General features: G+C 32.6%; 12 protein-coding genes and 2 pseudogenes. 2 read left to right on the forward strand and 12 right to left on the reverse strand.

The annotated features are described in order from the left end of the window. Position 1: 1 nt before the first annotated feature. Entirely contained in the window at positions 2–823 is an 822-nt protein-coding gene (locus OTK00_RS09860; RefSeq protein WP_045168969.1) for a metal ABC transporter permease, read from the forward strand. 164 nt (positions 824–987) lie between these two features. Here the strand turns inward: OTK00_RS09860 and OTK00_RS09865 are convergent. Beyond that, a pseudogene (locus OTK00_RS09865) lies at positions 988–2,163 on the reverse strand (ISL3 family transposase). Positions 2,164–2,275: 112 nt separating this feature from the next. Between OTK00_RS09865 and OTK00_RS12300 the strand changes: the two are divergent. Further along, positions 2,276–2,415: pseudogene (locus OTK00_RS12300) on the forward strand (IS256 family transposase); the annotation flags it as partial. Positions 2,416–2,909: 494 nt separating this feature from the next. Here the strand turns inward: OTK00_RS12300 and OTK00_RS09870 are convergent. The 11 genes from OTK00_RS09870 to OTK00_RS09920 form a co-directional block, all read right to left on the reverse strand. Further along, a complete protein-coding gene (locus tag OTK00_RS09870; protein WP_045168968.1) occupies positions 2,910–3,851 on the reverse strand; it encodes a sugar phosphate isomerase/epimerase family protein in 942 nt (313 codons plus the stop codon). Beyond that, complete coding sequence (phnM, locus tag OTK00_RS09875; protein WP_045168967.1) at positions 3,841–5,028, reverse strand: phosphonate metabolism protein PhnM; 1,188 nt, start codon at positions 5,026–5,028, stop codon at positions 3,841–3,843. Before phnM ends, OTK00_RS09870 begins: the two co-directional genes overlap by 11 nt. Next, a complete protein-coding gene (locus tag OTK00_RS09880) occupies positions 5,025–5,744 on the reverse strand; it encodes a phosphonate C-P lyase system protein PhnL (RefSeq protein ID WP_045168966.1) in 720 nt (239 codons plus the stop codon). The genes phnM and OTK00_RS09880 overlap by 4 nt, the downstream gene beginning before the upstream one ends. A gap of 73 nt (positions 5,745–5,817) precedes the next feature. Next, a complete protein-coding gene (locus OTK00_RS09885; RefSeq protein WP_045168965.1) occupies positions 5,818–6,663 on the reverse strand; it encodes an ATP-binding cassette domain-containing protein in 846 nt (281 codons plus the stop codon). Next, positions 6,656–7,540, reverse strand: a complete 885-nt coding sequence (locus OTK00_RS09890) for an alpha-D-ribose 1-methylphosphonate 5-phosphate C-P-lyase PhnJ (RefSeq protein WP_045168964.1) — start codon at positions 7,538–7,540, stop codon at positions 6,656–6,658. Before OTK00_RS09890 ends, OTK00_RS09885 begins: the two co-directional genes overlap by 8 nt. Further along, positions 7,524–8,633 (reverse strand): carbon-phosphorus lyase complex subunit PhnI, encoded by a 1,110-nt coding sequence (locus OTK00_RS09895; protein ID WP_045168963.1) that lies wholly within the window; start codon positions 8,631–8,633, stop codon positions 7,524–7,526. The genes OTK00_RS09890 and OTK00_RS09895 overlap by 17 nt, the downstream gene beginning before the upstream one ends. Further along, positions 8,615–9,247, reverse strand: a complete 633-nt coding sequence (phnH, locus tag OTK00_RS09900; protein WP_045168962.1) for a phosphonate C-P lyase system protein PhnH — start codon at positions 9,245–9,247, stop codon at positions 8,615–8,617. Before phnH ends, OTK00_RS09895 begins: the two co-directional genes overlap by 19 nt. A gap of 5 nt (positions 9,248–9,252) precedes the next feature. Then, positions 9,253–9,675, reverse strand: a complete 423-nt coding sequence (locus OTK00_RS09905) for a phosphonate C-P lyase system protein PhnG (RefSeq protein WP_052670854.1) — start codon at positions 9,673–9,675, stop codon at positions 9,253–9,255. Beyond that, positions 9,672–10,385, reverse strand: coding sequence for a GntR family transcriptional regulator (locus OTK00_RS09910; protein WP_198525725.1), 714 nt, complete (start codon positions 10,383–10,385; stop codon positions 9,672–9,674). The genes OTK00_RS09905 and OTK00_RS09910 overlap by 4 nt, the downstream gene beginning before the upstream one ends. 47 nt (positions 10,386–10,432) lie before the next feature. Further along, the gene (locus OTK00_RS09915; protein ID WP_045168960.1) at positions 10,433–10,882 is read right to left on the reverse strand and encodes a GNAT family N-acetyltransferase; all 450 of its coding nucleotides are present in this window, start codon (positions 10,880–10,882) and stop codon (positions 10,433–10,435) included. Positions 10,883–10,916: 34 nt separating this feature from the next. Then, the gene (locus OTK00_RS09920) at positions 10,917–11,555 is read right to left on the reverse strand and encodes a DapH/DapD/GlmU-related protein (protein ID WP_045168959.1); all 639 of its coding nucleotides are present in this window, start codon (positions 11,553–11,555) and stop codon (positions 10,917–10,919) included. Positions 11,556–11,557: the final 2 nt, after the last annotated feature.

An 11,557-nucleotide genomic window follows, 5' to 3' on the forward strand; every position in this document is an offset into this window, starting at 1 on the left:
AATGCTTCAGTATGAATTTATGCAAAGAGCTTTAATTGCTGGAATCTTGGTGTCTGTTATGACATCTTTAATCGGCAACTTTCTGGTATTAAAAAGATTCTCGCAGATAGGAGATTCTCTTTCTCACACAGCCATTGTGGGTGTTGCAGCAGCGCTTCTTTTAAATTTCAGTCCAACAGCCGGTGCTGTTCTGGCAACAATTGTATTTTCATTACTGTTAGAATACTTCAAAATAAGGTTTAAAAGGTTCGAAGAAATCTCTCTTTCTCTTGTTTCAATCACCGCACTTGGCATTGCTGCTGTTTTGTTCGGGGTTTTGAAAAGCAGTGCAAATCTCATGAGTTACCTTTTTGGAAGTATTGTAACAATTGGAAATGAAGACATCTGGATAATAGCTGCAATAGCAATTGCAACGGTGTTTTTTTTAACCGGGTTCAAAAATCAGCTTCTTTACACAACATTTGATGAGATAAGTGCAAAAGTCTCGGGAGTCAATACAGGACTTCTGGATTTTATCCTGAGCGTACTTGCTGCTACAATAATAGCTGTGTCACTCAAGATTGTAGGCGGACTTTTGATATCCAGCATGATTGTTTTCCCTACAGCAATAGCCATGAGATTTTCAAAAAACTTTAAAATGCTTCAGATAGCATCTTTGATTGTATCTTTGATCTCTATAATATCAGGCTTGAGCCTCTCTTACTATGTAGATGTTCCACCCGGTGGTGCAACAGTTCTGGTCTTTGTTGTAATTTTCTTACTATACGAGGCTTTTTCCAAGGTATTGAAGAAAATTAAAATAAATTGGCTCTTTGTCAAGTAGTGGGGTGGGTATTCTGAATGCCCACCTTTTTAGTTTTTCAAGCATACATTAAATGTTATACATACCTATTATAGGTAAGCTACTGCAAAAAACCAATACTACACCCGCCCACTCATATAGTGGGTTTTTAAATATTCAGCTTTTTCAACTTATCTACTAAAGCTTTACAAAATCCTCTTCCTGAATCTCTCAAAATTCCTGCATCCAAATCCATTCCTCTTAAGTAACCTTTTATCTTGTTGTTAAAACCCTCTGTCGTACTATTCGTATACGGAACATCAAATGCATTTTACTATCTCAGAAAACCAGCTTCTAAAAACCTTTACACATCTCATAAATTCAGAAAGTCCACTTCGCTCTGCTCTCTCTATCCACCTTTTTAACACAAGTCTTGCTTCTTCAGAATTACTGCTCTTTAACACTTTCTTAAATTCTTCTTTGAGTTGATGGGCTTTCCTCAAATCTTGACTATACCAAAACATTACTTCTAATTCTTCTCTTTGCTCAGGCTCAAGTTCTTCATAATTCTTCAATAACAACTTCCTACTCCTCTTAAAATATCTCCTCAAATTACTTCCTAATTCCTTTTGTACCCTTTTCCTCACATTTTCTAAAGCCCAATAAACGTATCGGGTAAAATGAAATTTGTCTATCACTATTTTAGCGTTTTTAAAATATGTTTTTGCTACCTCTACAAATGGTCTCCACATATCACAGATAAAATATTTTACTTTATCTCTACCTTTCAGCCTCTTAAAATACTCAATTAAAATATTTTGCTTTCTATCTTTCAAAATCTCGATTATTTGCCCTTTTACAGGATCTACAATTATACATTGATATTTTGCTCCACCTGCATTGCCTTTAAACTCGTCTACACATATTGCTTCAGAAGAAAACTCATCTACAGTTTGACCTGGATTTACTTTATCAAACAATCTCATAACTGTTGTCACTGAAACATTTGTGTGTTTTGCTATCTCTTTCATACTTGTTAAACTTCCAAGTTGACTTATAATATATGCTGCAAGTCTATTTGTCATCCTTTGAGATTTGCCTAAAAAACTTATGTGTTCAAAAAACTTCTTCCCACATGCTTTGCAGACATATCTTCTCTTTCTTATAATCAAATATGTTTTCTTGCCCATTATAGGTACGTCTTTTACCTTCTGTGTGTGATAATCATGTACCTTACTTGTAATATTACCACATTTAGGACATTTGTGAGGCTTTTGTACCTGACTTATGTGAAGTTCTATTTCATTTTCATTCTCATTCATTTGGTGAAGAATAATATCTTTCGATTTTAAAAGTTCAGTGATATAATTAGATTTAAGCACTTATTCTGGATGCCTCCTTTCTTTTTGAGTGTTTTTTTTTTGTCATAAAACAGTTTCTATTATAGCAGGCATTCAGAATAAGTGCTATATTTTCCCCTTTTCCCCCCACCCCAATATTTATTATAGAGCCGAAAATCAAAGATATATTGAGAGAGGTAAATGTAAAATGAGATACCTCTTATTAAACACCATACTTACGAAATCTTACAGTTTTTTAATTTATGCTATGAATTGGATACTCAAAATTCTTGACAAGTCTCCATAAGTAATTTCTTCAATCTTATGAGTGAAAACCTTATTTACTTCCTTCTCCATCAATACCAATAAAAGTGCTTGTTCACTTCGCTGATAACGTTCAAAAAGACCCTTAGTCAATTTACCATTATGACGTTTTACTACTTTTAAAGTCTAAGTTTCTACTTTAGTAATCAAACTCTTGGAATAATAAATGTTACAATAATTTTGTTTTTTCTCTGTCCTCCAGATAGGTTTACGCCTTAACTTGTTCAGGAGCAAAGATCGGCTAAAATTTGATTAAATATCGATTCTTATAACTTAGTTAATTTTCTTGTCTTTTGTGCCTGTTGTAAAAAGGTAATGCAAAATTTTTGAATCTAATAGTTACATTATCGTATTGAGCCATTTCCTATTCCCTCAGTTAGATTTTTGGTTTGTTTCTATTTCTATTCTAACCAGAGAGTGGGAAATGGCTCAAACCTTTTTACACAATCATATAGACTTAACTTTTATCCCTTTATTAATTGTGCTTTTAAAATAGATTTTAAATAAAATAGTGCATCTTCTAAATATTGTAAATATCGTGGTCTCAGTTCAAGCATAAGTACACCGTTATAATTATTAACAACAGGTAATATTTGGTCAAATGGTATTAATCCCCAACCAAGTGGCATATGACAGTCCCCTTTACCAACTGCAAGTAGTTCTGTCTGATCTTTTTCATAAGAAGCACTTAATCTGCCAAAATTGTCATGTAAATGTATATGCTTAATTAAAAGAGAAATGTTTCTGATGCTTTCTATTAAATTAAAATTGTATCTTTTCGAAGCTAGATAGGCATGACCCAAATCAAGTGTAACTCTAATATTTTTGTGATTAATAGCTCTTACTTGTTCTGCTAATAGGTTCAACTTCTCTCCGTAACAATAAAAATCACTATCAAGATATGGTCTTGCATTTTCAAGGCATATTACAACCCCATACTTTTCAGCGTAGTGTGCCATTTCAATAAGTAACTCTCTTTCTCTTTTCATCATAATCTTTTGTTTGTCAGTTGAAATATAACTATTTCCTAAATTTATTAAAAATTTTTCTTCTGGTATAAATCTGCCACAATGATATACTAATATTTCAGATTCTATTGCATTTGCAAATTCAATGCATGATTTAAACAATGTTATGTGTAAACTTTCTTCTTCAAAATTCATCAAGTTAAGATAAGTTGGAGCATGAACAGTGTATTTGAAAGGAAATTGTTTAATTAATTTTAAAACGTTTTTTAAATTATTTAATTGAAGTTTTCCATTAAAAATAATATCTAATCCATGAATTGGTAATTCAATATATTCTAATCCAATTCGTTCAAAATAACTCAAATCGTTTTTCAAAATTTCATGATTCCCATCAATTCTTTTAGCACTTACATTTATTCCAATGCCTTTAATGTTCATCTTGTTTGATCTCCTTTCTATATTGGATTGAATATACAAGACACCCATCAACAAATGTTTTAACTATAAGTGGAATGTTTTTAAAACAATCTACTATTACAAGATCCGCTTTCTTGCCTATCTCTATAGAACCAAAATATCTATCTATCCCTACTGCCTTTGCAGGATTAAGAGATACCATGTTAACAGCATCTGTTAGAGAAATACCTTCTTTTACCAGTTTAAATATTGCATGTAGTATAGCGTTTGGGTAATAATCTGAACAAATTATTTGTACATAATTTTTCTTAATTGCTTCAATTGCTGATAAGTTATTGGTTAAGGAACCTCCTCTCAAAATATTAGGAGCACCTACACACACATTCATGCCCTCTTCATATGCCGTTTTTGCTGTCTCAATATTTACTGGAAATTCGCATATTTTTACTCCTAATTTTTTCATTTCTTTGACTTTCTGCGGTGAATCGTCATCATGGGATACTAATATAATATTATTTTCCAAAGCTTGGTTTGCTAAATAAGATAAATCATTGTAGATATCTGACCAAGATGTCCTTTTCTTAGTTATAATTCCCTTTACCTTCTCGCTGGAAAAACCAAATTTAAAAGCCATGTATCTTTCATATTCTTCTATGTATTTGAACTGACCTTGCCCTGGAGTGTGGTCCATAAATGATAAGATATCTACCATTTTTTTTGTTACGAATTGCATTATTGTATCAATTGCCTTAGTGTTAGTTACTTCAAATCTAAGATGAATCCTATTTCTAATCAAAGAAAATTCTTGTGACTGAGTATATATTTTTTCAATTATATTTTTTGCTACTTCCGATTTTCTTAAATCTACTTCCCTGTCTGAGAAAGATATTGAATGAAAAATAGTGGTTATCCCATTACCCGCAATTTTCTTTTCTAACTCTCTAAACGCCAAATCAATTGAGAAATTTGCCTTTGGTCTTGGTTCTATCTCTGCTTCTATGGCATCACTATGAAGATCAATAAATCCTGGTAAAACAAAATTTTCGTTAACATTTAAGATGTTATTACCACTAGTATTATTTACTATTTTTTTACTTATATCATAAATCCAGCCATTCTTTATAAATATACTACCTTTATTAATAATTCTATCAGGCATGACAATTTTAGCATTAGTTATAACAAAGCTATTATTCATATGTTCAACACCTCAGCTCCTTCACATATATGTTCTGGTATCTTATAAACTTTATCAACAAGTCTTTTCATAGAATCAGTATCATGGAAGACACCAACAATACTTGTTCCCTCATCTTTCAGTTCCAAAAGCAAATCAATAACTTTATTCTTACTGTATCTATCTAATGACGCAGTCGGTTCATCAATTAATAAAAGTCGCGGTTTTACAATAATTGCCTTTATAATATTAAGACGTTGTTGTTGACCACCACTGAAAGTAGCAGGATAAGCATCCCATAAATCTTTTGGTATATCAAGTCTTTCAAGATATTGACTCGCAATATAATATGCTTCTTCTTTCTTTTTCCCTCTTTTCAGAAGCTCGCTACTTACTATTTCAATAGCTGATACTCGTGGAATTACTTTGAAAAATTGTGATACATAACTAATCTCTTTATTACGGAGTACCAGAATTTTATCTTCAGATGCAGAAGCCAAATCAATGGGTCCAAATATCTTAGAATTAAATATTACACTACCAGATGTCGGTATATAGGTTCTATAAATGCATTTTAACAGGGACGACTTTCCAGAACCGCTTTTGCCAATGATTCCAATAGCTTCTTTCTCCTTTAAAGAAAATGAGATATTTTCAAAGCCTTTTATTTTTTTCTTTTGCAGCATATGAAGAACAAAATGTTTGCTTAAATTTTTCACTTCTAATATTGATTCCATCTTGGTTTGACCTCCTTCTAATCTTCTAACAGGCATAAAATCAATTACATGTTTAAATGAGTTCAGGAAAAGCTTATAATATTGAACTTATCAATAATTGAGTATAAGGATGCTGAGGATCTTCAAGAATCTGATCTGTTAGCCCCATTTCTACAATCTTGCCATTTTTCATTACGATTGTCCTATCTGCCAACATGCGAATAACACTCATATCGTGTGAAACTATTAACATTGAAATTTTGAGCTCTTGTTGTATGGATTTAATTAAATCTAAAACTTTTGCCTGAACAGAAACATCTAAACCAGATGTTATTTCATCTAAAAACAAGATCGGGGGATTATTTGAAAGTGCCTTTGCAATTTGGACTCTTTGTTGCATGCCTCCACTAAAATTTTTGGGAAAGTCATCTATTCTCAGTAATGGAATTTCTGTTTTATTAAGAAGTTCACTGGCTCTTTTTCTTATCTTAGATATGCTTATGTAACCACTATTAATTAATTTTTCAGCAATATTTCCTCCGCATGAAATATACATATCTAGTCCTAAATGAGGATATTGGTAAACCATACCAAGCAGGTTGTTTTTAATATATCTTTTTTCTTGAGAATCGAGTTGAAAGATATTTACCTTTCCTTCTTTATAGTAATTTAGATAGTACTCACCATCAGTAGGTTGCTGCTCTAAATATAGACACTTTAAAAGTGTACTTTTACCTGACCCACTTTCGCCAACTATCCCTAAAATTTCACTTTTGAACAGTTTAAACGAAATATTTGAACATGCAACTATTGATTTGCAATAAGGACATATATTTGTATTGTAATCAGGACCAGTACCTTCTACACATGAAGGACAACCTTTTCCGAATATTTTTGTCAATCCTTTGACTTCAATAACTGTTTCTATAAAATTATTCATATTCATCACCACTTAATTTATGTTTTAATCGCATAGTACAATAAGAAGTATCAGAACATACCCAAGTTTTCTCACCAGTTTCTCTATTATAATACTCTACAAGGAAACTATTACTACTCCCACAACGACTACATTTTTTGCCATTAAAATTTTCAACATGAAATTTATAATCTTCAAATTCAAGTGGTTTCACTTTTGTATAAGGTGGAACTGCATATATTCTCTTTTCTCGACCTGCACCAAACAAAAATAATGCTTTAGCCATATTTAGCTTGGGTATATCCCATCTTGGAATAGGTGAAGGATCCATAATATATCGATTATTTACTAATACAGGATATCTGTAACCAATTGTTATATCTCCCCACTTAATAATATCTTCATAAAGGTAAACCCACATTTTGCCGTAATCCATTTCCGCATGCATTCTCCGAGTTTCAATTTCACTAGGTTCTATAATTCTTAAAGGTTCAGGAATTGGTACTTGAAAAACTAGAATTTGATTTTCATTAAGCTCAATTTCAGGTATTCTGTGTCGTGTCTGAATTATTGTTGCCTGGTAAGTATCAGTAGTTACCTTTACTCCTGTTGTTTTTACAATTAATCTCTTTAAATTAACAGCATTTACACTCTCATCACAACCTTGATCAATAATCTTTACAATATCGTCACGTCCGACCAGAGAAAATGTTATTTGAAGTCCACCTGTTCCCCAGCCTTTTGCAATTGGAAGTTCCTGAGAGGCAAAAGGAACTTGATATCCGGGAATAGCAACTGCTTTTAATATTTTTCTTCTAATTTCTTTTTTAATTTCTTCATTTAAAAATCCAAAATTATACCTTGATGTATTTAAATAAACATTAACTTTGTTCTCCATTTTTGAACCCTCCTTCTTGTTGTAAAGCTCTTAGTCTATCAAGCTCTGCCTGGAAAGTTACATAGTGTGGAAGTTTATAGTGAAGAGCAAATCCTGATAATTCAATTCCATCTATGTGATATAAAACAAATTCCTGGTTTTCGGCAGGATTTTTGGGATTCTCTGACATCATAGACCTGTCTAAAACTGCCATACATATTGCTTTAAGTTCGTTGTGTCCAAAACAAAGTCCATACCCCAGTGTAAATTTTGGGACACTTTCATCATCTTTTTTAACACTAGCAATAATTTCTGCCTCGGTCACCATTATCTCTCCTAAATATAAAGTACCCTTCCCCCCAGGATGAGGTATAATCAATGGAACGTAACCTACTCTCAGCTCACCAATTGTAGGGTGAATATCCCCAAACCCTCGCATACTACTATATGCTAAAGCCAAAAGTCCCCCTGTTTCGCCTCGTGCCAAAATTTGTAATCTTCCTGACCTTGGACATGGAAACTTAAGCGCCTCTTTTGTTATGTCAAATATTTGCGAGTCTGATTTTTTAGAACCAATTAAAAGACCTTCTCGTTTTAGATACTCAACAATCTTAGGAAATGAAGGAATGGCACTGTCTTGAAAATCGTTTTTTATTTTTATTTGATTTAAAAGCTCCTCAATATATTTGCTAGCTGAACCAGTATCTTCATTCATAAGATCAAACTCCAAAAGTCGTGTTGTATAATCACGAGTCGGACCAAGAATCTGCCCTCCTGGTATATCTCTGAAAGCTGCAGATATACGTCTAATTATTCTCATTTTAGAAGTATCAATAGGCAATGAATAATATTTTCTTGATAAAGTAGAACGATATGACCTTAGTAAAAATGAAGCTTCAATAAGATCTCCTTCTGTCTGTTTAATTGCAAGCGCAGCATATTCAGGACAATATAAAGCGCCTTCTCCCATAACTTTGTCAACTGCAAAACGAAGTTGGTCAACTATTTGTTGTATTTGCAACAGTGGAGAACCACCCTTTAATCGGTAAAAATGAACAAGCTTTTCGGCATTTTCAATTGCTTCAATACCACCTTTTACAGCCACATATCCCATTGACTCTCACCACCCACTATTTTAACTTTAACACTTCTTGGTATTCCTACTAATCGACCTTCTAAGTCCACAATGAAAGTGTCAACCCCTTTGGGATATTCTTTGTTACAGTTTAACAACCATTCAATATTAAAACTATGTATTCCCTCAATATATATACTTGTAGCAGAAAAAATTCCCGGACCACTAAGTTCTAGTTTTACACCCCTAAAATTCTCACTTTTATTTGCTAATATTTTTCCAACTAACATAATGACGGTCGCACTTTGTTCAGGAAAAAAAAGACTTCCTTGTTTTGCTAAATATAAATTTTTATTTTCTTTTCTTCCATCACAGAAAATATAATCGGCTTTGTCTATAGGTGCTGTTGATGAACCCGTATCTTGCTTAATTTGGTACTCTAAAAAATTGTTTTGAGGAAGAAAGCAAAAGGTAACCTCTATATCCAAAAGAGTTTTTGCTATTAAATAAAGAAAGTTCTCATCTTTGCGCAATAAATAAATTGAGGGAAGTACATTAATTTTACCAGGTCTAGCCATACTATCAAGCATAATCCTGAATATTTTTTGAGTATCGTGGACATCATCAAAACTATATATGGGATGAATACTCATAAAAATTATCCCTCCATTTCCTCAAATTCGACCATTGATGTTTTCACTAAGCAAAATTCCTCCAGCTTCTTTTTACTTATTTCTCTATATTGTTGTGCAAATAAAGGGATAATTTTTTCTACAATTGGAAGTTTAGCATTAATTGCAGCATCAATAATAGCTATTGACAAGGCAAGTTGAGGCTTATCACCAATTATATAACCCCAACCTCTCTGTGAATTTATTTCGACAACGCATTCTGTAATCAGAATATCACCTACATTAAATGTTAATTCTTCGACAGATTCCTTTGCTCGCATCATCACAAGAACAACAGCCGGCGGTTTTATTACATTTACTTCATACTTTTTTTGTATATCTTCTGCTAAATTGTTCCATATGGTTGGATCACCTTCTACTAATATTTGATACTTATAATCCAGAATCATTTGATGCAACCTCCTACATCTCTGAAATCTATCTCTACTCTGCATAAATCACTTCGATATTTTGACTTTGTAAATTCAATCTTCCTGTTTTTTTCGTCTCTAACAATACTAGTTATCTGTAAAAGTGGGATAGAGCCTGATATTTTAAGATGATAGGATTCTTTATCGGTGGGGTAGACAACCTGTATAATTGAGTTCATTCTAAAAGGCTTTATATTATAAACGTTTTCTATAATTTCGTAAAGAGAGAAAAATGAATTTATATGATATAATAGATTATGAAATTTCTCAGTTGGGAGCCAGGTATAACTATATGCTAAGGGTAAATTATTAGCAAATCTTAAAATTTCAAGTTGATAAACAAGTTCCTCTGAAGATAATTCGAGCTTTTCTTTAACCTCATTGGGAGGATTTGTTTCACCTGCCTTTATGAGTTTTGCATGAGGTATATAACCCATATCCTTCATCATTTTTGAAAATCTGCTTACTGGTGAGAGCCAATATCTTACATAAAGTGGCTTTTTTACCACAAAATATCCTTTTCCGTGTTTTGGATATATAAGTCCCATTTGAACTAAGCGTGAGAGAGCTTTTCTTATAACATACCTGGTAGCACCAAACCTATCACATAGCTCCAACTCCGATGGTATCCTTTCTCCTTCCTCATATTTCTCTTCAATCTCTTTTCTTAATTCCTCTGCAATCTTCAAGTCAAACAAAATTTCTTGCATAATACCATCTCTCCTTGTTAGTAAAGTTAACTCAAAATATCAATTTTAAAACTTATTCCATGTATGGCAAATCCTAAGTTTTCGTAAAATTTGTGCGCCTCAGTTCTTTTTTCATTACTTGAAAGCATAAGCTTGTAACAACCATTTTCTTTTGCAATCTCAATAGCCTTTAAAATCATGTATCTCCCAATACCCTGCTTTCTGTATTCTGGACGAACTACAACATTTTCAAGTATTGCTAATGAGGCTCCCCCATGACCGATATTTTCTAGGATATAAAGAGTAAAAGTCCCTACAATTACAGGTTTCTCATCTGACAAAATAACAACATATACTTTGCTAAACGAACTTTCTTGTAAACGTACAAGTTTTTTTTTAAGCTGATCCTCTGAAATCAGATGTTCCGAATCTAATTCTCTAAGTAATTCCATGATTTCTTTAACGTCATTTTCATCTGCCAATCTTATTTGATACATTATCTACCCACCCCTCCCTTTGCAAAATTGTTAATTATTTACAATACTTTTCTATAAAAAGATTAATATCGTTAAAATCAGACAATCTCTCTTTAATTAAATTCCACTCCCAATCCCACCACGAACTTTTAATAATTTTTTCTGCTATCTCTTTTGGAAACCTTTCTTTAATTTTTTTCCCAGGAACACCAACAACCACTGAATACGGCTCAACATCTTTTGTAACAACTGCTCCTGCTCCTATCACAGCTCCAATCCCAACCTTCACTCCTGGTAATATAATTGCTCCATGACCTATCCACACATCATGTTCTATTATAACTTTGTTTTTCATACGCCAGTTGAAAAAATCTTCGTCATCATTTTCAGCAACTCCGTACATTTCTTTTCGATATGTGATATGATGTTGAGTAACTCTCCAAGTCGGATGATTCACAGGATTTATCCTTACATGAGACGCAATGGAACAAAATTTGCCAATCTCTGCATAAATTATTTCTACATCTGACGCAGTGTAACTAAAATCGCCTATACTCGATTTTATAACTTTTGTTCTCGGTCCTAAATATACCCATGAACCTATTTCACTCTCTTCAATTTCGCACGTCTCATGAATAAATGGAGTAGGTGTCAACCTGGGAAGGTTATTATAATTTTTGTTCTTTATATACATTT

Source organism: Caldicellulosiruptor morganii (genome assembly GCF_026810225.1).
Taxonomy (GTDB): Bacteria; Bacillota; Thermoanaerobacteria; order Caldicellulosiruptorales; family Caldicellulosiruptoraceae; genus Caldicellulosiruptor; species Caldicellulosiruptor morganii.

Coding starts and splice junctions, on each gene's coding strand:
- phnH (WP_045168962.1), bottom strand. CDS start 9,247: ATGAGTATTCATCCCATATATAGTTTTGATGATGTCCACGATACTCAA.
- OTK00_RS09905 (WP_052670854.1), bottom strand. CDS start 9,675: ATGATTCTGGATTATAAGTATCAAATATTAGTAGAAGGTGATCCAACC.
- OTK00_RS09895 (WP_045168963.1), bottom strand. CDS start 8,633: ATGGGATATGTGGCTGTAAAAGGTGGTATTGAAGCAATTGAAAATGCC.
- phnM (WP_045168967.1), bottom strand. CDS start 5,028: ATGAATAATAGCTTTGTTATAACTAATGCTAAAATTGTCATGCCTGAT.
- OTK00_RS09880 (WP_045168966.1), bottom strand. CDS start 5,744: ATGGAATCAATATTAGAAGTGAAAAATTTAAGCAAACATTTTGTTCTT.
- OTK00_RS09920 (WP_045168959.1), bottom strand. CDS start 11,555: ATGTATATAAAGAACAAAAATTATAATAACCTTCCCAGGTTGACACCT.
- OTK00_RS09890 (WP_045168964.1), bottom strand. CDS start 7,540: ATGGAGAACAAAGTTAATGTTTATTTAAATACATCAAGGTATAATTTT.
- OTK00_RS09915 (WP_045168960.1), bottom strand. CDS start 10,882: ATGTATCAAATAAGATTGGCAGATGAAAATGACGTTAAAGAAATCATG.
- OTK00_RS09870 (WP_045168968.1), bottom strand. CDS start 3,851: ATGAACATTAAAGGCATTGGAATAAATGTAAGTGCTAAAAGAATTGAT.
- OTK00_RS09885 (WP_045168965.1), bottom strand. CDS start 6,663: ATGAATAATTTTATAGAAACAGTTATTGAAGTCAAAGGATTGACAAAA.
- OTK00_RS09860 (WP_045168969.1), top strand. CDS start 2: ATGCTTCAGTATGAATTTATGCAAAGAGCTTTAATTGCTGGAATCTTG.